Raw genomic sequence first — 22,546 nt, forward strand, 5'->3', positions numbered from 1 at the left:
TGTTATCAATTTATAACAGCCATGTTACCCGTCTCAAAAGCAATGCCTCCCCCGTCTGCTATGCTTTTTTGTTAAGTCCATCATGATTTTTCCAGAAGTGTGAACTAACGCACTCAGCTAACGCTTTTATTTCCAAGGAGTAATCATTTATGAACCAGCTAGACGGCATCAAAAAATTCACCACCGTGGTTGCAGACAGCGGCGATATCGAGTCGATTCGCCACTATCAGCCGGAGGATGCGACCACCAACCCTTCGCTGCTGCTCAAAGCGGCCGGGCTTGCCCATTTTAGCCATCTGATTGATGACGCCATTGCCTACGGTAAACAGCGCGGGAAAACGCAGGAGCAGCAGGTCGCCGAAGCCAGCGACAAGCTGGCGGTTAATTTTGGTACAGAAATTCTGAAAAGCATTCCGGGACGCGTCTCGACCGAAGTCGATGCCCGCCTCTCATTTGATAAAGAAAAAAGCATTAATAAGGCGCGTCGTCTGGTGGAGCTCTACCAGGATCAGGGCATCGATAAATCACGCATTCTGATCAAGCTCGCCTCCACCTGGGAAGGCATCCGCGCGGCAGAGGTGCTGGAAAAAGAGGGTATCCACTGCAACCTGACGCTGCTGTTCTCGTTTGCCCAGGCGCGCGCCTGCGCGGAAGCGGGCGTGTTCCTCGTCTCACCGTTTGTCGGGCGCATCTACGACTGGTATCAGGCAAAACAGCCGATGGATCCGTACGTGGTGGATGAGGATCCGGGCGTGAAATCGGTCCGTAACATCTACGATTACTACAAACAGCACCGCTACGAAACCATCGTGATGGGGGCCAGCTTCCGCCGTACCGAGCAGATCCTCGCCCTGGCAGGCTGTGACCGTCTGACCATCTCCCCTAACCTGCTCCAGGAGCTACAGGACAAAGAAGAGACGGTGATCCGTAAGCTGGTGCCCACCTCCACCGTTCTGCCAAAACCGAAAACCATGACCGAAGCGGAGTTCCGCTGGGAACACAACCAGGACGCGATGGCTGTGGAAAAACTGGCGGAAGGTATCCGCCTGTTCGCCGTCGACCAGCGCAAACTTGAAGACCTTCTCGCCGCCAAACTTTAACCTTGCCACGGAGTGAACTATGTCCCGTAAAGAGCTCGCCAATGCCATCCGCGCCCTCAGCATGGATGCCGTGCAGAAAGCCAATTCCGGCCACCCCGGCGCACCGATGGGCATGGCCGATATTGCCGAAGTGCTGTGGAACGACTTCCTGAAGCACAACCCGAATAACCCCACCTGGTACGATCGCGACCGCTTTATTCTCTCCAACGGTCACGCCTCAATGCTGCTCTACAGCCTGCTGCACCTTTCCGGCTACGATCTGCCGCTTGAGGAGCTGAAAAACTTCCGCCAGCTGCACTCCAAAACCCCTGGGCACCCGGAGATTGGCTATACGCCGGGCGTAGAGACCACCACCGGGCCGCTCGGTCAGGGGCTGGCCAATGCGGTCGGGCTGGCGATTGCCGAGCGTACGCTGGCGGCACAGTTTAACCAGCCGGACCACGAGATTGTCGATCACTACACCTACGTGTTTATGGGTGACGGCTGCCTGATGGAGGGGATATCCCACGAGGTCTGCTCCCTGGCGGGCACGCTGGGGCTCGGCAAGCTGATCGGGTTCTACGATCACAACGGCATCTCCATCGACGGGGAGACCGAGGGCTGGTTTACCGACGACACGGCAAAACGCTTCGAGGCCTACCACTGGCACGTGGTGCATGAGATTGACGGTCACGACCCTGAGGCGGTGAAAAAAGCGATTCAGGAAGCGCAGAGCGTGAAGGACAAACCGTCCCTGATTATCTGCCGCACGGTCATCGGCTTCGGCTCGCCGAACAAGGCGGGCAAAGAGGAGGCGCACGGCGCGGCGCTGGGCGAGGAGGAAGTGGCGCTGACCCGGCAGAAGCTGGGCTGGAAATACCCGCCGTTTGAGATCCCAAAAGAGATCTACAGAGCCTGGGATGCCCGTGAAGACGGCGAGAAGGCCCAGCACGCCTGGAACGAGAAATTTGCCGCTTATAAAAAAGCGCACCCGGAGCTGGCCGCCGAGTTCTCCCGCCGCATGAGCGGCGGTCTGCCGGAAGACTGGGACGATAAAACCCAGGCGCTGATTGAAAACCTGCAGTCCAACCCGGCGAAAATCGCCACCCGTAAGGCGTCGCAAAATACCCTGAACGCAATCGGCCCTATTCTGCCCGAACTGCTCGGCGGCTCGGCGGACCTGGCGCCAAGCAACCTGACGATCTGGTCCGGCTCGAAATCGCTGAAAGAGGATATTGCCGGGAACTATATCCACTACGGCGTGCGCGAGTTCGGGATGACCGCGATCGCCAACGGCATCGCCCATCACGGTGGGTTTGTGCCGTACACCGCCACTTTCCTGATGTTCGTCGAGTACGCCCGTAACGCGGCGCGCATGGCGGCGCTGATGAAGGCGCGGCAGATTATGGTCTATACCCACGACTCCATCGGTCTGGGAGAAGACGGTCCCACCCACCAGGCGGTTGAACAGCTGGCTAGCCTGCGCCTGACGCCAAACTTCAGCACCTGGCGTCCGTGCGATCAGGTCGAAGCGGCAGTGGGCTGGAAGCTGGCGGTAGAACGCCATAACGGCCCAACGGCATTAATTCTGTCACGCCAGAATCTGGCGCAGATTGAGCGTACGCCGGAACAGGTGAAAAACATCGCCCGCGGCGGCTACATCCTGAAAGACAGCGGCGGCAAGCCGGACGTGATCCTGATTGCGACCGGTTCCGAGGTGGAAATCACGGTGAAAGCGGCGGAAAAACTGACTGCCGAAGGCCACGCGGTTCGCGTGGTATCCCTGCCTTCTACGGATATTTTTGACGCTCAGGACGAGGCGTACCGGGAGTCGGTGCTGCCCTCTAACGTCGCGGCGCGCGTGGCGGTGGAGGCCGGTATCGCCGACTACTGGTACAAGTATGTCGGGCTCAAAGGGGCGATTGTCGGCATGCGGGGCTACGGTGAGTCCGCCCCTGCCGATAAGCTGTTCCCGTACTTCGGCTTTACGGTTGAGAACGTGGTGGAGAAGGCGCTGAGCGTGCTGTAGTGCGGTCTGCGTTGCCGGGTGGCGCTGTCGCTTACCCGGCCTGGAAAATCGGGTGGCTTTGCCACCCTTTTTTTATACCACCCGGACACCCGCCGCCATCGCCCGCTCCGGCGTTAACAACACGCTTTCGCTGGCGTCATCGGTTTCCGCGCAGAGCAGCATGCATTCAGACGTTTCGCCGCGCATCTTCGCTTTCGCCAGATTACACAGCACCACCACCGTTTTTCCCATAAGCTCTTCTTCCCGGTAATACGGCACCAGGCTGGTGACGGTTTGCAGCGTTTTTCCGCCCACATCAATCTGCGCGATATAGAGTTTGTCTGCGTTGGCGTGGCGCTTAACGTCCACAATCGTCCCCACGCGGATCTCCAGCTTTGCAAAGTCATCGTAAGCTATCGTGTCCATGCTCTCTCCTTGGTAAAGTTTTACTAAATACTAGCACGCTATTTGCCGGAAGCAATGGGCAGGATATTTAGTAAAAACGGATGCATGTCCTGATTCATCCTTTACAATGGGTCATCACGTGGGGGAATAAGGACAAACATGGCTACGCTCAAAGACATCGCGACGGAGGCTGGCGTTTCGCTGGCGACGGTATCCCGGGTTTTAAACGATGACCCAACGTTGAACGTAAAAGAAGAGACCAAGCACCGCATTCTGGAGATTGCGGAAAAGCTGGAATACAAAAGCACAACTTCCCGCAAAATGCAGTCTGCCGCGGTGGGTCAGCAGCACATTCTGGCGCTCTACAGCTACCAGCAAGAGCTGGAGATTAACGACCCTTACTACCTTGCCATCCGCCACGGTATTGAGACACAGTGTGAAAAGCTGGGCGTCGAGCTGAGCAACTGTTACGCCAATGCCACCCTGCCAGAGAGTAAAAAACTTACCGGCGTACTGATTGTGGGCAAACCTTCTTCAGCAACTCGCCGTAGCGCAATGGCCCTGACGGACAACGTCTGCTTTATCGATTTTCACGAGCCCGGCAGCGCGTTCGATTCCGTCGACATTGACCTCTCGCGCATCAGCAAGCAGATCGTTGATTTCTTCATTGATCAGGGCGTTAAGCGCATTGGCTTTATCGGCGGGGAAGATGAGCCCGGCAAAGCCGATATCCGCGAAGCCGCTTTTGTCGAGTATGGTCGCCTGAAAGGGGTGGTGTCAGAACAGGATATCTGGCGCGGCGGTTTTTCCAGCTCATCCGGATACGAACTGGCAAAAACCATGCTGGCTCAGACAAGCTGGCCTACCGCCCTGTTTGTGGCCTCTGATTCGATAGCCATCGGCGTCTTGCGCGCTATCCATGAAAAAGGGCTGGCGATCCCGGAGGACATTTCGCTCATCAGCGTGAACGATATCCCGACCGCCCGCTTCACCTTCCCGCCGCTCTCTACCGTACGCATCCACTCGGAAATGATGGGCAGCCAGGGGGTTAACCTGCTGCTGGAAAAAGCCCGCGATGGCCGGACGCTGCCGCTGCAGGTTTTCGTGCCGAGCGTGCTGAAACTGCGCGGCACCACCCGCTAATTCCCCTCGATTAACACACTGCCGGGCATGCCCGGCATTTTTTTATTTCGTGATCGAGTTAAAGCAAATCAATTTTACTGATTTTATTTAGTAAAATATTTACTAAAATCTCCAGCATTGATGTTTACCCCCTACAGGGAGATCGCATGAATCGCTGGGAAAATATTCAACTCACGCATGAGAACCGGCTTCCGCCGCGAGCGTACTTCTTCTCATACGACACCGTCGCGCAGGCTCGCACCTTTGCCCGCGAGGCCAGCAGCCACTTTCTGTCTCTGAGCGGTAAGTGGAACTTTCGCTTTTTTACCCACCCCCTTCTGGTACCGGAAAACTTTACCTCTGAGTATATGGCCGACTGGGGCGACATTACCGTACCCGCCATGTGGCAGATGGAAGGCCACGGCCAGCTGCAGTACACCGACGAAGGCTTCCCCTTCCCGGTCGACGTGCCGTGGGTACCTACAGACAATCCTACCGGGGCGTATCAGCGCCACTTCACGCTATCGGACGGCTGGCAGGGGAAGCAGACCCTCATCAAGTTTGACGGCGTCGAAACCTATTTCGAAGTCTACGTGAATGGTCACTATATTGGCTTTAGCAAGGGCAGCCGGCTGACCGCCGAGTTTGATATCAGCCACGCAGTGCACGGTGGGCAAAACCTGCTGTGCGTGCGGGTGCTGCAGTGGGCGGATTCGACCTACATTGAGGATCAGGACATGTGGTGGACGGCCGGCATTTTCCGCGACGTCTATCTGATCGGCAAAAATCCCACTCACGTGCGCGACGTCACGATCAAAACCACCTTTGACGAGGCATGGAAAGACGCCACCCTTTTCTGTCAGCTTGAGCTGGAAAACCTGGCCCCGCACGCATCCGCCGTGTCGCTGGAGTATGCCCTGTATGATGGCGAAGCAGCGATCCATCAGGGCACTACCGACAGCCTGACCGTGACCCGCAGCGCGGAAACCGCCTTTAGCATTGAGGTCAAACAGCCTCAGCAGTGGTCTGCGGAATCGCCCTACCTCTACCATCTGGTCGTAACGCTCAAAGATGAACACGGACAGACGCTGGAGGTTATCCCTCAGCGCATTGGGTTCCGCGACATCAAGGTGCGAGACGGCCTGTTCTACGTGAACAACCGCTACCTGAAGCTGCACGGCGTAAACCGTCACGACAACGATCACCAGAAAGGCCGCGCCGTGGGCATGGATCGCGTCGAGCGCGACCTGATCCTGATGAAGCAGCACAATATCAACTCGGTGCGCACCGCCCACTACCCCAACGATCCGCGCTTCTACGAGCTGTGCGACCTCTACGGCCTGTTCGTGATGGCGGAGACGGATGTGGAATCCCACGGCTTTGCCAACGTCGGCGACCTGAGCCGCATCACGGACGATCCGGTGTGGGAACATGTCTACGTTGAGCGCATCGAGCGCCATATTCACGCCCAGAAAAACCACCCTTCCATCATCATCTGGTCGCTTGGAAACGAGTCCGGCTACGGCTGTAATATCCGCGCCATGGCCCGGGCGGCAAAGGCGCTGGATGACACGCGCCTGCTGCATTACGAAGAAGATCGCGACGCCGAGGTGGTGGATATCATCTCCACCATGTACACCCGCGTGCCGCTGATGAACCTGTTCGGCGAGTATCCCCACGCCAAACCGCGCGTTATCTGCGAATACGCCCACGCGATGGGCAACGGCCCGGGCGGGTTAACGGAATATCAAAACGTTTTCGATCGCCACGACTGTATTCAGGGCCACTACGTCTGGGAGTGGTGCGACCACGGTATTCAGGCGGCAGATGCCAGCGGCAATACGTATTACGCCTACGGCGGCGACTTTGGTGACTACCCGAATAACTACAACTTCTGCCTCGACGGACTGATCTACTCCGATCAAACGCCGGGTCCGGGCCTGCGTGAATATAAGCAGGTGATTGCCCCGGTCAAACTTCGCTGGCAGAACGGCGAGCTGCACGTTGAAAACCGCTTCTGGTTCACCAGCCTGGATGATTACACCCTGCTCGTTGAGGTGCGTGCCGAAGGTGAAACCCTGCACAGCCAGCCGCTGACAATTTCCGGGCTGGCCCCCAACAGCACCCGCAGCGTGAGCCTGAACCTGCCCGAACTCGACGAGCACGAAGCGTTCCTGACCGTGCGCATCAGCAAAAACAGCCGCACGCGCTACAGCGAAGCGGGGCACGAGATTGCGGTGTATCAGTTCCCGCTAAAAGCGTGCACGGCTCACGCCACGCCGTTTAGTAACGCTAACGCCACACCGCTGCGGCTGGCAGAAGACCGTCTGAACTGTACCGTGATCGGGCATAACTTCCGCGCACGCTTCTCAAAAGTGACGGGGAAACTCTGCTCCTGGCTGGTTAACGGTGAGGAAAACATCACCCGTGAACCAAAGATTAACTTTTTCAAACCGATGATTGATAACCACAAGCAGGAGTATGAGGGGCTGTGGCAACCCAACCATCTGCAGATTATGCAGGAGCACCTGCGCGGTTTTGAGGTCGAGCAGCAGGACGATGCGATCGTCATTACCACCCGCACGCTGATTGCCCCGCCGGTGTTTGATTTTGGTATGCGCTGCACCTATCGCTGGCGCATTGCCGCCGACGGGCAAATTAACGTTGAGCTGAGCGGTGAACGCTACGGTGATTATCCGCACATTATCCCGTGCATCGGCTTTACCCTCGGCATCAACGGCGAATTCGACCAGGTAAGCTACTACGGACGCGGCCCTGGAGAGAACTACCCGGACAGCCAGCAGGCCAGCACCATAGACCTGTGGCACACCACGGTGGACGAAATGTTCGAAAACTACCCGTTCCCGCAGAACAACGGCAACCGTCAGCAGGTGCGCTGGGCAACGCTCGCCAGCCGTCACGGCAGCGGCCTGCTGGTGATGCCTGAGCAGCCCATCCATTTCAGCGCCTGGCACTACACGGCAGAGAACATCCACGCCGCGCAGCACTGCAACGAACTGCGTCGCAGCGAGGACATCACCCTCAATCTCGACCATCAGGTACTGGGCTTAGGCTCTAACTCCTGGGGAAGCGAAGTGCTGGATACCTGGCGCGTCTGGTTCCGGCCGTTCCGCTACGGCTTCACCCTGCTCCCGCTGGAAGGCGGACACACCGCCGCGCAGACGCTGGCGCGCCATCGGTTCGGCAGCGGTTTCTTCTCCATGAATTCGCATAGCGAGGCAGAAAAATGATCGTTCTCGACAGCCTGGAACAGTTCCAGCAGCGTTATCGCACGGGCCGCAAATGGCAGCGCTGCACAGAGGCCATTAATAACATCGACCACATCCAGCCCGGCGTTGCCCACTCGATTGGCGACTCTCTGGCCTACCGCGTGACCCATGATGCCAGCACCGACGCGCTGTTCGTCGGCCATCGCCGCTATTTCGAGGTCCATTACTACCTGCAGGGCGCGCAGAAAATTGAGTACGCCGCAAAAGACGCCCTTCAGCTTGTGGAGTGCTACCGGGATGAAACCGACCGCGAATACCTGAAAGGCGTGGGCCATACCGAACAGGTGCGGGAGGGACAGATCGTGATATGTGAAAACCACGAGGCGTATCGCTTTATCAGCGAAACGCCAGCCAAAAAAGTCGTCCTCTATGTGACCATCGAAGACGGTTATTTCCATAACAAATAAAAAATCCAGCGGTGCCAATGAAGCACCGCTATCCTCCTCGTACCCGGAGATAGGTTATGTCTGAAACTACCAAGCGTAATACCATCGGCAAATTCGGCCTGCTGTCGCTGACGTTTGCCGCCGTATTCAGTTTTAACAACGTGATTAATAACAACATCGAGCTGGGGCTGGCCTCCGCGCCGATGTTCTTTTTAGCCACCCTGTTCTACTTTATTCCTTTCTGCTTAATCATCGCGGAGTTTGTCTCCCTGAATAAAAACTCCGAAGCGGGCGTGTACGCCTGGGTGAAAAGCTCGCTCGGCGGGCGCTGGGCGTTTATTACCGCCTACACCTACTGGTTCGTGAACCTGTTCTTCTTTACCTCGTTATTACCGCGCGTCATCGCCTACGCCTCTTACGCCTTTTTGGGCTATGAGTACATTCTTACGCCGTTTGCCACCACGGTACTGAGCATGGTGCTGTTCGCCTTCTCGACCTGGGTGTCCACCAACGGGGCGAAGATGCTGGGGCCTATCACGTCGGTGACCTCAACGCTCATGCTGCTGTTGACCCTCTCCTATATTCTTCTGGCCGGCGCGGCGCTGGTGGGCGGCGTGCAGCCAGCCGACCCGATTACCGTTGACGCGATGATCCCCAACTTCAACTGGGCCTTCCTCGGCATCACCACCTGGATATTTATGGCCGCCGGGGGCGCAGAGTCCGTTGCGGTATACGTTAACGACGTGAAGGGCGGCTCAAAATCCTTTGTCAGGGTGATCATTCTGGCGGGGATTTTCATCGGCGTGCTCTACTCCATCTCCTCGGTGCTGATTAACGTCTTTATCAGCAGCAAAGAGCTGAAATTCACCGGTGGTTCGGTACAGGTGTTCCACGGCCTGGCGGTATGGTTTGGCCTGCCGGAAGTGCTGATGAACCGCTTCGTCGGCCTGGTCTCCTTTACCGCGATGTTCGGCTCCCTGCTGATGTGGACGGCAACCCCGGTCAAAATCTTCTTTTCTGAAATCCCGAGCGGCATCTTTGGGCCAAAAACCGTGGCGCTGAACGAGAACGGCGTACCGGCGCGGGCGGCGTGGATCCAGTATCTGATCGTCATTCCGCTCATGATTATCCCAACTATGGGGTCGAATACCGCGCAGGAGCTGATGAATACCGTCATTAATATGACCGCCGCCGCGTCAATGTTACCGCCGCTGTTCATTATGCTGGCCTACCTGAATCTGCGCCGTAAGCTCGATCATCTCCCGCGCGACTTCAAAATGGGCTCACGCACCACGGGCATGGTGGTGGTGTCGATGCTGATTGTGATTTTTGCCATCGGCTTTGTGGCCTCAACTTTCCCCACCGGTGCCAATATTCTGACGATTATTTTCTATAACGTCGGTGGCATTGTGTTATTCCTCGGATTTGCCTGGTGGAAATACAGCAAATACGTCAAGGGATTATCAAAAGAACAACAACAAACAGAAGCGTCACCTGCCTCAAATCTTCACTAACGCTGAAGGCATGGATATTTTTTCACTGGGATGAGTGCATGAAAATTAAAGAGAAAACAATTGGGGCACTCGCTGCCCTCTCTTTCTGCTGCCCGGCATTTGCCGCAGAAGAAGCCCGACCCGCTGAACATGACGATACCCGAACCCCGGAAATTACCTCTCCGTCGTTTCGTTTTTATGGCGAGCTGGGAGTTGGCGGATATATGGATTTAGAAGGTCAGAATAAACATAAATACAGTGACGGCACCTACATTGAGAGTGGTCTGGAAATGAAATACGGGCACTGGTTCGGCCTGATTTACGGCGAGGGCTGGACCGTACAGGCTGACCATCAGGGGAACGCCTGGGTGCCCGACCACAGCTGGGGCGGATTCGAAGGTGGGCTTAACCGCTTTTACGGCGGCTACAAAACCGACGGCAACACCGAGATCATGCTCAGCCTGCGTCAGGACTCCTCCCTTGATGACCTGCAGTGGTGGGGAGATTTCACGCCCGATCTGGGCTACGTGATCCCCAACACCCGCGACATTATGTACGCGCTCAAGGTACAAAACCTCTCCGGGAACCTGCGCTACAGCGTCACCGCCACGCCTGCGGGGCACCATGACGAGAGCAAAGCCTGGCTGCATTTTGGTAAATACGATCGCTATGACGATAAGTATACCTATCCGGCGATGGCGAATGGCTATATCCAGTATGACATCGTCAAAGATGTCACCTGGATGAACGGACTTGAGGTCACCGACGGCACGGGACAACTCTTCCTGACCGGCATTCTGTCGCCCAACCTGGCGGCGCGCGCCTGGCATCACACCGGACGCGCCAGCGGCAAGGACGTCTCCGGGACTGAAACCGGCTATATGGTCAGCGCCATGGTTGAAGCGTTAAAAGGCGTCTATCTCTCCACCGCTTACAGCTACGCAAAGCATCGCCCGGACAATGCCGCCGATGAAACAACCTCGTTTATGCAGTTCGGCATCTGGTATGAGTACGGCGGTGGACGCTTTGCCACCGCAGCCGACAGCCGCTTTTACATGAAAAATGCCTCCGGCGACCCGAGCGATCAGGTCTTCCTGATGCAATACGTCTACTGGTAAAAGGATCTTCCGATATGAAACTCAGCCTTACACCGCTGGCCTGCGCGCTGGCGCTCAGCTTTTCGGCTCATGCCACCGCTCCAGCTGATTTTAAAAATGTCATCAACCGTACCGGTGCGCCGGAATACATGCACGATTTCGACGCTGACGACCACCAGCGGTTTAATCCCTTTTTCGATCTGGGTGCCTGGCATGGTCATTTGCTGCCGAACGGGCCGCAGACCCAGGGAGGATTTCCCGGCGTAGCGCTGCTCACCGAAGAGTACATCAACTTTATGGCGACCAATTTCGATCGCCTGAATGTGTATCAGAACGGCAAAAAAGTCGATTTTACCCTTGAGGCTTACAGCCTTCCCGGCGCGCTGGTGCAAAAGCTGAGCGCGAAAGATGTGCAGATCGTGATGACGCTGCGCTTTGCCACCGCGCGCACCTCGCTGCTGGAGACCCGCATCACCAGCAAGGCACCGCTGGAACTGGTGTGGGACGGCGAACTACTGGAAAAGCTGGAGGCCAAAGAGGGCAAACCGCTGTCGGATAAGACCATCGACGGCGCGTATCCGGATTACCAGCGCAGGCTGGTCCCCACCCGTGACGGCCTGAAAGTGACCTTTGGCAAAGTACGCTCCACCTGGGATCTTCTGACCTCCGGCAGTTCCGAATATCAGGTGCATAAATCCCTCCCCGTCGAGACCACCGTCGACGGGCATCGCTTTACCAGCCGGGCACACATTACCGGCAGCACCACGCTGTATACCACCTACTCCCATCTGCTGAATGCCGATGAGGTGAAGCGCGAGCAGGTGCAGATCCGCGATATTCTGGCGCGCCCGGCCGCTTATATGACGGCCTCGCAGCAGCGCTGGGAGGGCTATTTGCAGAAAGGGTTAACTAACCCTAACGCCACGCCAGAGCAAACCCGCGTGGCGGTGAAGGCCATCGAGACGCTGAACGGCAACTGGCGCTCGCCGGGCGGCGCGGTGCGCTATAACACGGTGACGCCATCCGTCACCGGACGGTGGTTCTCCGGCAACCAGACCTGGCCCTGGGATACCTGGAAACAGGCGTTTGCCATGTCGCATTTCAACCCGGATATCGCCAAAGAGAACATTCGCGCGGTCTTCTCCTGGCAAATCAAACCCGACGATCCGGTACGCCCGCAGGATGCCGGCTTTGTGCCGGATCTCATCGCCTGGAACCTGAGCCCGGAACGCGGCGGCGACGGCGGCAACTGGAATGAGCGCAATACTAAACCGAGCCTGGCAGCGTGGTCGGTGATGGAGGTATATAACACCACGCAGGATAAAGCCTGGCTGGCAGAAATGTACCCTAAACTGGTGGCCTACCACGACTGGTGGCTGCGCAACCGCGACCATAACGGCAACGGCGTGCCGGAGTACGGCGCGACGCGTGACAAAGCCCATAACACCGCCAGCGGGGAGATGCTCTTTACGGTCAAAAAAGGCGATAAAGAGGAATCGCTTTCCGGCCTGAACAACTATGCCCGGGTGATCGACAAGGACCATTACGACAGTCTGGAGATCCCGGCGCAGGTTGCGGCCTCGTGGGAATCAGGTCGCGATGACGCAGCCGTATTCGGTTTTATCGATAAAGCCCAGCTGGATAACTACGTCGAAAACGGCGGCAAGCGCAGCGACTGGACGGTGAAGTTTGCTGAAAATCGCGATAACGAGGGCAAGCTGCTGGGCTATTCGCTGCTGCAGGAGTCCGTCGATCAGGCGAGCTACATGTACAGCGACAATCACTATCTGGCGCAGATGGCGAGCCTGCTGGGTAAAGAGCAGGAGGCCAGCCGCTACCGCCAGCTGGCGGATAAGCTCGCGACCTACATCAATACCTGCATGTTCGACGCGAAGAGCGGTTTTTACTATGACATCCGTATCGAGGATAAACCGCTGGCGAACGGCTGTGCGGGCAACCCTATCGTCGAGCGCGGTAAAGGACCGGAAGGCTGGTCGCCGCTGTTTAACGGTGCGGCAACGCAGGCGCATGCGGATGCCGTGGTGAAGGTGATGCTGGATCCGAAAGAGTTCAACACGTATGTGCCGCTCGGGACTGCCGCGCTAACCAACCCGGCCTTTGGTCCGGATATCTACTGGCGAGGCCGGGTGTGGGTCGACCAGTTCTGGTTTGGGCTGAAAGGGATGGAACGCTATGGCTACCGGGAGCAGGCTCAAACGCTGGCAGAAAACTTCTTTAAGCACGCGAAGGGGTTAACGTCCGACGGCCCGATTCAGGAAAACTACAACCCGCTGACCGGCGCGCAGCAGGGCGCGCCTAACTTCTCCTGGAGCGCGGCGCATCTTTACATGCTGTATAACGACTTTTTCCGTAAACAGTAACGAGGGTGCGGTCTGCTTTGCCGGGTGGCGCTGGCGCTTACCCGGCAGAAAAGCTACCGCGTGATCCACAGCGTGGGCCAGGCATCTGGCCCATTCCAGTTGTCGCAGCTGGGCTCCTCGGCGTAGCGCACCAGGCGGAAACGCTGGCCGTCGAAACGCCAGCGCGTCTGGATCCCGCAATCGCCCATACCGCGTCCCAGCGCGAGCGTTGTCAGCTCGCGCGTCTTCTCATCGAAGCTGGCGTTCATCAACTCCATCTCACTGCCGTCGCTTGACGGCGTAAACGGCAGACGCAGCCTGACGCTGCGGGCGGTGAACGGTTTTTTACGTGATACCAGCCACGCCAGATCGACCGTGTTATAGGCCCCCGCCTCGCAGCTGACGATCAGCAGCGCTTTGTCATCGGTTAACGCGGTGACGCGCACTTCCCGGCGGTTAGGATCCAGCGAGCACTGGCTGCTGTTCATCCGTCCGGTACCATAGTCCAGCAGGTCGTTCAGTTCGGCGTGGGAGAGTGGCGTCGGGGTCGGATTGACGACCGCCACCTTTTTTAAGGCGGGTGCAGGCGGAACGCTTAACGGCGGATCGTCACCTTTCTTTATCCACGCAGTTTCGCTGCCGACGCGCTTTTGCTGCGCATCAATGAACAACAGCGCGGCTTTCAGACCGCTCAGTGAAATGACCTGCTTACCACCGCGCAGGGTCAGGGACTTCCCTTCCTGGATGTTTTTCAGAAAGGCGGTGATGGTGGCCGCATCGTCCGTTTTCAGATGCCAGGGCGTGAGCTGCCAGCGCTGTTTGTCGAGCTTCAGAGGAACGTTATCCAGCAGCAGGCGGGGAGCAATCTCAGGCTCTTTAACGGAGGGAGTATCAAGACCGCCGAGATCGATACGCAGCGTGGCATCCGTTTTCGCCCCGGCGCTTCGGGTGAGCGTCATGACCAGACCACGATGTTCGCCCGTGTTGCGGGCAAGGCAAAAGTTCTGGTTATTGCAGGTCACCTGCCAGTCAGAAAAGGCTTGCTGCGCGGGTGCAGCCCGCACCTGCGGCGCGAGGAGCACCCAAAACAGGGAAAATAAAAAGACGCTGTAGCGCATGAATGGCACAATCCCGGAACGAAAACGCATAACTGGGCAGTATCTTCGTGTTCCCGCCGGGGTTGCTCAATCGGATTTATCAGATATACCCGAAAAACAGGCTATATCCGTTCGAAAGGGGTATTCATCAGCCCGGTAGTCTGTAAATACTGCAGTAATATCACCGCCTTACCATCCCTGATTTCCCCTGTTCGCACCATCTCCAGCGCTCGGGCAAAAGGAAGTTCCAGCACTTCGATATCTTCATCCTCGACGCCACCGCCCCGGTGAGTGCGCTGCGCGTCGCTGTATTCCGCGATGAAGAAATGGACGATTTCCGTCACGCCGCCGGGCGACATAAACAGCTCGAAGACCTTTTTGACCTCGCCCACTTCGAAGCCGGTTTCTTCAACGGCCTCTTTGCGGATGCAGACTTCCGGCTCATCATCATCGAGCAGGCCCGCGCAGGTTTCAATCAGACGTCCGTCAGGGTTGCCATTGACCCATGTCGCCACCCTGAACTGGCGGATCAGCACCACGCTCCGCTTTTCACGGTTATAGAGCAGAATAGTTGCTCCATTGCCGCGGTCGTAGACCTCGCGTTTGTGGCGGATCACTTCACCGTTGTTACGCGTAAGGTCATAGGTGATGTTACGCAGGACAAAGTAGTTTTCAGAGAGAATTTTGTCTTTGATAACGTCAATTTTCAGGGTCATACGGGCTCCACGACACAATGAGTCGTCCTATACTACGCCGTGAATCCCGCTTTGTCGCCCGCCGGTTTAATGATGTTTTGGCGCGTTAACCCCAAGCCAGTCGAGTATCCCTTGCGCCGCATGACGCCCTTCCGCCATGGCGGTCACCACCAGATCCGCGCCGCGTACCGCATCGCCCCCGGCGAAGATCTGCGGGTTAGTCGTCTGGTAACGGTAACGGCTCTCGACGGAGGCAACGATCCGCCCCCAGTCATCCGTTTCGACACCCTGCGCCTGCAGCCACGGCATCGCGTGCGGGTTAAAACCAAACGCCATGATGACTGCATCCGCGGCCATCACGAACTCACTGCCCGCCACGGGAACCGGTCGCCGCCGTCCCTGCGCATCCGGCTCTCCGAGCTCGGTACGCAGCATCCGGATACCGTTGACCTTTCCGTTCGGATCCAGCGTCAGCTCAACCGGCTGGACGTTAAATTCAAACGCCGCGCCCTCTTCTCTGGCGTTCTTCACCTCTTTCTTCGAGCCCGGCATGTTGGCCTCATCCCGACGATAGGCGCAGGTCACCTTCGCCGCACCGTGGCGTAACGCGGTGCGGACGCAGTCCATGGCGGTATCGCCCCCGCCAAGCACCACCACGTTTAAGCCATGGGTGTCGATGAATGGTTCGCTGGCCGTCGCCTGCAGCCCCATAACATGCCGCGTGTTGCCCACCAGGAAAGGCAGCGCGTCATAGACCCCTGGCGCGTCTTCATGCGGGATACCCGCCTTCATCGAACGATAGGTTCCCACGCCAATAAACAGAGCGTCGTAATCGTGCTTTAACTGCGACATCGATACGTCCTGGCCCACCTCGCAGTTCAGCTCGAAGCGGATCCCCATCGCGGTAAATATCTCTCTGCGCCGCGCGAGCAGCGATTTGTCCAGCTTGAATGCCGGGATGCCAAAGGTTAGCAATCCACCGATTTCCGGATGCCGGTCATAGACCGTCACGCTCACGCCGCTGCGCGCCAGCACGTCGGCGCACGCCAGCCCGGCAGGCCCCGCGCCGACAATCGCGACACGTTTATCTGTCGGCGTGACGGCGGACATATCCGGCCGCCAGCCCATCGCCAGCGCCCGATCGGAGATATAGCGCTCGATGTTACCGATGGTCACGGATCCCGCCTCTTCACGTATTGTGCAGGCCCCTTCGCATAATCGGTCCTGCGGGCAGACGCGGCCGGTAATTTCAGGTAAACAGTTGGTCTGATGAGAAAGCTCGACCGCGCCGGCGATATCCCCCGCGTTGAGGCGCTCAATCCACTGTGGGATGTGGTTATGCAGCGGGCAGGTCCATTCGCAAATGCTGTGCTCTCCGCATTTCAGGCAGCGCGACGCCTCGCGGGCGGCCTGCCCGTCCCGGAACGGCAGGTAAATTTCGTTAAAATGGCTTACGCGTTCAGCGGCAGCCAGTTTATCGGGCTCGCCGCGTGGCGCCGTCCCCTGCATCTGCTGCAGTTTGGTGCGCGGAGCATCTTCTCCGACGGCCTCCGCATGCCAGGGCTGCGCCTCCAGGCAGGCCGTGCGCTGTCGGCGCGATTTCGCCAGATGATCAAGGACAGCAGGCGTTGCCAGTGAGAGGACATCTGCCGGGCAATTTTCGATACAGGCCGGGCCGTGTGGCCGCGTCAGACAGAGATCGCATTTATTCGCCGAGGCCTTCACGCTGCCGTTGTCGAGCGGGGTGACGATAATCTCCATCGTGCCAAACGGGCAGGCCACCACGCAGGCCTTACAGCCGATGCATTTTTGTTGATTCACCTGTACGCTGTCATCGCATTTGCTGATGGCACCGTTCGGGCAGCTTTGCGCGCAGGGTGCATTTTCACAATGATGACAGGTCACGGGGCTGCTCTTCTCACCGGATCTCAGGACCGTAATACGAGGATGAAAATGGCGCTCGCTCAGGACATGCTGCTCATCGTTGTGCGCCATCACGCAGGCCACTTCGCAGGCGCGACACCCAATGCACTGCTGGCTGTTAGCCATAATAAAACGATTCATAACCACACCTGTTTTTGGTTCAATAACCTTTCTCTTTATAAGAGTATGGTATTTACGCATCACGGTGCGATCGGGCAATGTTCAAATGCCCTGAACGCCCAATTATTTCCAGTGAACCTGTGGCAGATCAATTTTATTCAGAGAGCCGTTCTGTGACCGTTAAACGACCCGTTTCCGGAAGCCTTGCCTGGGCTTTCTTTTCGATCATTGCCCTATCCGTGCTCAGCAGCACCGTCGCGCTGCTGACGCTGGCCAGCAGCCAGCGCGATGCCGAAGCCATTAATATCGCCGGCTCGCTGCGCATGCAGAGCTATCGTCTGGGCTACGAGATGCAGCGCAACAGCCCTTCCCTTGCTGCACATCGCGAGAGCTGGCAACAGACGCTCGGCGCGCCTGCGCTGCAGAAGCTGAACCGCTGGTACGTTCCGGACAATGTTAAAGCACGCTACCAGCAGCTGCACGTGGCCTGGCAGGAGATGGATGCTCACATCGCCCGCGGCGACAGCGCGTGGTATCAACACAATATTGAAGATTTTGTCGGCCGCATTGATGCCTTTGTCCTCGCCCTTCAGCACTACACCGAACATAAAATTCAGACGGTGACCCTGCTTTCCCTGGCAGGCGCTCTCGGGATCCTGCTGCTGACGCTGTTTACCCTGCGACGCATCCGTCGCCAGGTGGTGCTGCCGCTTAACAATCTGGTGGCGGCCAGCGAACGGGTTGAGCGCGGGGAATTTGCAACTCCGGCGCCGGATTCCGCCCTGCCGAATGAGCTGGGCCAGCTCTCCCGCGCCTTCAACCACATGTCCGCCGAATTAGATACGCTCTACCGTTCGCTTGAGGCTTCGGTCGCGGAAAAAACGCGGCACCTGCACGAAGCCCACCAGCAGCTCGACATGCTGTTCAAGTGCTCGCAGGCGCTGAATACCGGCCAGATAGACAGCCACTGTTTCCGGCATATCCTGCAGATTGTCCATGACTATACGCAGATGAATTATCTGGAGCTGCGCACCAGCGACGACTGGCGGCTGTGTGAAGGGAAGGAGTCCAGGGGGATCCCTCTACAAAACCTGCCGGTACTGATGCAGGACACCCTTTACGGCGAGCTGCGCTGGCAAAGCGAAACGGACAGCGTCCCCCTTCCGCTGATGAGAAGCGTGGCGACCATGCTCGGGCGCGGGCTGTACTTTAACCAGGCGCAAAAACATTACCAGCAGCTGCTGCTGATGGAAGAGCGCGCCACCATCGCCCGCGAGCTGCACGATTCGCTGGCGCAGGTGCTGTCGTATCTGCGCATTCAGCTTGCGCTGCTCAAACGCGCCGTGCCGGAGGAAAATACTCCGGCGCAGACCATCATCTCCGACTTCTCCCGCGAGCTGAACAACGCCTGGCAGCAGCTGCGCGAACTGCTCACTACCTTCCGCCTGACGCTGAACCACGCGAATTTACCCGCGGCGCTACAGGAGTCCCTGGACATCCTGCAGAGCCAGACGCAGGCTAAGCTGCATCTCGACTGTCGCCTCTCCTCGCTGGCGTTGGACGCGCAAAAGCAGGTGCATCTTTTACAGATCGTGCGTGAGGCCGTGCTGAACGCCATTAAGCACGCGCAGGCCAGCGAAATCGCGGTGAACTGCGTGACGGCAGCGGACGGTACGCACTGCGTCAGCATTCGTGACAACGGGATCGGAATTGGCGAGGCCAGCGAGCCGCCGGGACACTACGGGCTGAACATTATGCGTGAACGCGCGCAACGGCTTGGGGGAACACTACACTTTTCACAGCCGCAAAACGGCGGCACGCTGGTCAGCGTGACGTTCCCGGTGCCCACGCCGTTAACAGGTAAATAACGGTAAAGGGGCAAGCGCAGGGAAAAGCGCATGATAATTTACATTATCTCCTTTATTTCTCCACGTTTGACCTGGCCCTTACCGCTAAAGTTATGCGGGCAATAAACAATAATGACGTGCAGCAAAACGAGGTCACACTTTCATGGCGAATTTCTTCATCGATCGCCCCATTTTTGCCTGGGTGCTTGCCATCCTGTTGTGTCTGACAGGTGTCCTGGCGATTACTTCACTTCCTGTTGAGCAATACCCCGACCTGGCACCGCCTAACGTGCGCGTCACCGCCAACTACCCCGGCGCGTCCGCGCAAACGCTGGAAAATACCGTGACGCAGGTTATCGAGCAGAACATGACGGGTCTGGATAACCTGATGTACATGTCCTCGCAAAGTAGCGCCACGGGTCAGGCGACGGTGACCCTGAGCTTTAAGGCGGGCACCGACCCGGACGAAGCGGTGCAGCAGGTCCAAAACCAGCTGCAGTCGGCCATGCGCAAGCTGCCCCAGGCGGTGCAGAACCAGGGCGTGACCGTGCGTAAAACTGGCGATACCAACATATTGACCATCGCGTTTGTCTCGACAGATGGCTCGATGGATAAACAGGACATCGCGGACTACGTCGCCAGTAATATTCAGGATCCTATCAGCCGGATTAACGGCGTCGGAGATATCGACGCCTACGGCTCACAATACTCGATGCGTATCTGGCTCGATCCCAACAAGCTGAACAGCTACCAGATGACGGCAACCGACGTGACGGATGCCATTAAAGCCCAGAACGCCCAGATTGCGGTGGGGCAGCTGGGGGGAACGCCTTCCGTTGATAAGCAAGCTCTGAACGCCACCATCAATTCGCAATCCCTGCTGCAGACGCCGGACCAGTTCCGCAACATCACCCTGCGCGTGAATCAGGACGGGTCGGAAGTGCGTCTCGGCGATGTTGCCACGGTGGAAATGGGGGCGGAGAAATACGACTACCTGAGCCGCTTTAACGGCAATCAGGCCTCCGGCCTGGGGATTAAACTGGCCTCCGGCGCGAACGAAATGGCGACGGCGAAACTGGTGTTAGATCGTCTGGACGAGCTGTCGCAGTATTTCCCGCACGGGCTGGAGTATAAAGTCGCCTATGAAACCACCTCCTTCGTTAAAGCGTCGATTGAGGACGTGGTGAAGACCCTGCTGGAAGCCATCGCGCTGGTGTTCCTGGTCATGTACCTGTTCCTGCAAAACTTCCGCGCGACGCTGATCCCCACCATTGCCGTCCCGGTAGTGCTGCTGGGGACCTTTGCGGTGCTGTACGCGTTCGGGTACAGCATTAATACCCTGACGATGTTTGCCATGGTGCTGGCGATTGGCCTTCTGGTGGATGATGCCATCGTGGTGGTTGAAAACGTCGAGCGCATCATGAGCGAAGAAGGACTCACTCCGCGCCAGGCGACGCGCAAATCCATGGGGCAAATTCAGGGGGCGCTGGTCGGGATTGCGATGGTGCTGTCGGCCGTCTTTATCCCGATGGCCTTCTTTGGCGGCACCACCGGGGCGATTTACCGTCAGTTCTCGATAACCATCGTCTCGGCGATGGTGCTCTCCGTGCTGGTGGCGCTGATCCTCACCCCCGCGCTGTGCGCCACCATTCTGAAACCGCTGCACAAAGGGGAGCATCACGGTCAGAAAGGCTTCTTCGGCTGGTTTAACCGGATGTTCAACCGCAACGCCGCGCGGTATGAATCTGCCGTCGGTCGCGTACTGCACCGCAGCCTGCGCTGGATGATGATTTACGTTGTGCTGCTGGGCGGCATGGTCTGGCTGTTCCTGCACCTGCCCACCTCGTTCCTGCCGATGGAAGACCGGGGGATGTTCACCACCTCGGTGCAGCTTCCGAGCGGCGCAACGCAGCAGCAGACGCTGAAAGTGGTCCAGAAAGTGGAACAGTACTTCTTCACCAAAGAGAAAGATAACGTGGTGTCGGTCTTCTCTACCGTCGGCTCCGGTCCGGGCGGGAACGGGCAGAACGTCGCCCGCATGTTCGTCCGTCTGAAGGACTGGGACGAGCGCGATACCAGAACGGGAACGTCATTTGCCATCATTGAACGTGCGACCAAAGCCTTTGCGCGCATCAAAGAGGCGCGCGTCTTTGCCAGCAGTCCACCGGCGATAAGCGGGCTGGGCAGTTCTGCCGGTTTCGATATGGAGCTGCAGGATCACGCAGGGGCGGGCCACACGGCGCTGATGGCGGCACGCGATAAGCTGCTAGCGCTGGCGGGCAACGATCCGGGCCTGACCCGCGTTCGCCATAACGGCCTTGATGATAGTCCGCAGCTCCAGGTGGATATCGATCAGCGTAAGGCGCAGGCGCTGGGCGTCTCGATCAACGATATCAATGACACCCTGCAGACGGCGTGGGGCTCGAGCTATGTGAATGACTTTATGGACCGCGGCCGCGTGAAAAAAGTGTATGTCCAGTCCGCCGCGCCGTTCCGCATGCTGCCGGATGATATCAACCGCTGGTTTGTCAGGAATAATGCTGGCGGCATGGTGCCGTTCTCCGCCTTTGCTAATTCGCACTGGGAGAGCGGCTCGCCGCGCCTGGAGCGCTATAACGGCTATTCTGCGGTTGAAATCGTCGGGGAAGCCGCGCCGGGCGTCAGTACCGGTACTGCCATGGACACCATGGAAAAACTGGTGCAGCAGCTGCCCGCCGGTTTTGGTCTCGAGTGGACGGCCATGTCTTACCAGGAGCGTCTCTCCGGGGCGCAGGCCCCTGCGCTTTATGCGCTTTCGCTGCTGGTGGTCTTCCTCTGCCTTGCCGCACTGTATGAGAGCTGGTCGGTCCCGTTTTCGGTCATGCTGGTGGTGCCCCTTGGCGTCATCGGTGCGCTGCTGGCGACCTGGATGCGCGGCCTGGAGAACGATGTCTACTTCCAGGTGGGCCTGCTCACCGTCATTGGGCTGTCGGCGAAAAACGCCATTCTGATCGTTGAGTTTGCCAACGAGATGAATGCCAAAGGCCACGAGCTGATGGCCGCTACGCTGCACGCCTGCCGTCAGCGCCTGCGTCCGATCCTGATGACGTCGCTGGCGTTTGTCTTTGGTGTTCTGCCAATGGCAACCAGCACGGGCGCGGGCTCCAGCAGCCAGCATGCGGTCGGGACCGGGGTGATGGGCGGCATGATTTCGGCCACCATTCTGGCCATTTACTTCGTTCCGCTGTTCTTTGTACTGGTGCGTCGCCGCTTCCCGCTGAAGGAACGTCCTGAGTAAGTGGTTGAAATAAAAAAAGGCGGCTTTATCGGCCGCCTTTTTATTGTGTGATTAATTCACACTATGGTTATTTTACTTATTTTAGTGCTCTTGCAATTCTTACTGAATGTCATTTACGAAGCATGCCTTCGATAAAATCTTTCCAGTTCCCCAGTTCACGTTCAATCATAACAACCTCTCTTATTATTATGCGCATTCTACAAAAACGTACCATCATTGTGAAGACTATTTAACCAATTGCTGTGATTGTACCCCACGTCCTGCGGGGATTTATGATAAATATGAACGGAGAGCCCTCAATTTTTTGTGACGGCCAGCAATATTTTGAAATAACCCTACGGACGGGT

Annotated in this window: 15 protein-coding genes; 10 read left to right on the top strand and 5 right to left on the bottom strand. The window is 57.6% G+C overall.

Annotation, left to right across the window (positions count from 1 at the left end; translation table 11 throughout):
• The first annotated feature begins 149 nt into the window (after positions 1–149).
• The gene (tal, locus tag AC0TOY_RS13475; RefSeq protein ID WP_090420094.1) at positions 150–1,100 is read left to right on the top strand and encodes a transaldolase; all 951 of its coding nucleotides are present in this window, start codon (positions 150–152) and stop codon (positions 1,098–1,100) included.
• 19 nt (positions 1,101–1,119) lie between these two features.
• A complete protein-coding gene (gene tkt, locus AC0TOY_RS13480) occupies positions 1,120–3,108 on the top strand; it encodes a transketolase (RefSeq protein ID WP_473721943.1) in 1,989 nt (662 codons plus the stop codon).
• A gap of 72 nt (positions 3,109–3,180) precedes the next feature.
• Here tkt and AC0TOY_RS13485 read toward each other — a convergent pair whose 3' ends face one another.
• Positions 3,181–3,513, bottom strand: coding sequence for a tRNA-binding protein (locus AC0TOY_RS13485; protein ID WP_024907583.1), 333 nt, complete (start codon positions 3,511–3,513; stop codon positions 3,181–3,183).
• A 138-nt stretch (positions 3,514–3,651) separates the two neighbouring features.
• On the opposite strand from AC0TOY_RS13485, the gene ebgR reads away from it, so the two are divergent.
• The 6 genes from ebgR (at position 3,652) to ygjK (ending at position 13,261) form a co-directional block, all read left to right on the top strand.
• Positions 3,652–4,635, top strand: a complete 984-nt coding sequence (gene ebgR / locus AC0TOY_RS13490; RefSeq protein WP_032646748.1) for a transcriptional regulator EbgR — start codon at positions 3,652–3,654, stop codon at positions 4,633–4,635.
• Positions 4,636–4,781: 146 nt separating this feature from the next.
• A complete protein-coding gene (ebgA, locus tag AC0TOY_RS13495) occupies positions 4,782–7,865 on the top strand; it encodes a beta-galactosidase subunit alpha (protein ID WP_473721944.1) in 3,084 nt (1,027 codons plus the stop codon).
• Positions 7,862–8,311 (top strand): beta-galactosidase subunit beta, encoded by a 450-nt coding sequence (locus tag AC0TOY_RS13500; protein ID WP_032646754.1) that lies wholly within the window; start codon positions 7,862–7,864, stop codon positions 8,309–8,311. The genes ebgA and AC0TOY_RS13500 overlap by 4 nt, the downstream gene beginning before the upstream one ends.
• Positions 8,312–8,367: 56 nt before the next feature.
• The gene (locus AC0TOY_RS13505) at positions 8,368–9,804 is read left to right on the top strand and encodes an amino acid permease (RefSeq protein WP_024907579.1); all 1,437 of its coding nucleotides are present in this window, start codon (positions 8,368–8,370) and stop codon (positions 9,802–9,804) included.
• Positions 9,805–9,842: 38 nt separating this feature from the next.
• Entirely contained in the window at positions 9,843–10,901 is a 1,059-nt protein-coding gene (gene ygjJ / locus AC0TOY_RS13510; RefSeq protein WP_032646757.1) for a protein YgjJ, read from the top strand.
• Between the two features lie 14 nt (positions 10,902–10,915).
• On the top strand, positions 10,916–13,261 hold the full coding sequence (gene ygjK, locus AC0TOY_RS13515; protein ID WP_473721945.1) for an alpha-glucosidase: 2,346 nt from the start codon (positions 10,916–10,918) through the stop codon (positions 13,259–13,261).
• 53 nt (positions 13,262–13,314) lie between these two features.
• On the opposite strand, the gene AC0TOY_RS13520 is transcribed toward ygjK, so the two are convergent.
• From AC0TOY_RS13520 to aegA, 3 genes are all read right to left on the bottom strand, one after another.
• Complete coding sequence (locus AC0TOY_RS13520) at positions 13,315–14,358, bottom strand: DUF1176 domain-containing protein (RefSeq protein ID WP_208763926.1); 1,044 nt, start codon at positions 14,356–14,358, stop codon at positions 13,315–13,317.
• 101 nt (positions 14,359–14,459) lie between these two features.
• Positions 14,460–15,053 (bottom strand): GDP-mannose pyrophosphatase NudK, encoded by a 594-nt coding sequence (gene nudK / locus AC0TOY_RS13525; protein ID WP_032646762.1) that lies wholly within the window; start codon positions 15,051–15,053, stop codon positions 14,460–14,462.
• Positions 15,054–15,119: 66 nt separating this feature from the next.
• Complete coding sequence (gene aegA / locus AC0TOY_RS13530) at positions 15,120–17,096, bottom strand: formate-dependent uric acid utilization protein AegA (RefSeq protein ID WP_473721946.1); 1,977 nt, start codon at positions 17,094–17,096, stop codon at positions 15,120–15,122.
• A gap of 152 nt (positions 17,097–17,248) precedes the next feature.
• Here aegA and narQ point away from each other — a divergent pair, with 152 nt between their 5' ends.
• Together narQ and acrD are read left to right on the top strand one after the other, a co-directional pair.
• Positions 17,249–18,943, top strand: a complete 1,695-nt coding sequence (gene narQ / locus AC0TOY_RS13535; RefSeq protein WP_473721947.1) for a nitrate/nitrite two-component system sensor histidine kinase NarQ — start codon at positions 17,249–17,251, stop codon at positions 18,941–18,943.
• Positions 18,944–19,085: 142 nt separating this feature from the next.
• Positions 19,086–22,199 (top strand): multidrug efflux RND transporter permease AcrD, encoded by a 3,114-nt coding sequence (gene acrD / locus AC0TOY_RS13540; RefSeq protein WP_090420118.1) that lies wholly within the window; start codon positions 19,086–19,088, stop codon positions 22,197–22,199.
• A 109-nt stretch (positions 22,200–22,308) separates the two neighbouring features.
• On the opposite strand, the gene ypfM is transcribed toward acrD, so the two are convergent.
• Positions 22,309–22,368: a protein YpfM gene (ypfM, locus tag AC0TOY_RS13545; RefSeq protein WP_015572204.1), complete on the bottom strand. Its 60-nt coding sequence runs from the start codon at positions 22,366–22,368 to the stop codon at positions 22,309–22,311.
• Positions 22,369–22,546 lie beyond the last annotated feature (178 nt).

It is taken from the genome of Enterobacter sp. PL_is379, assembly GCF_055817355.1.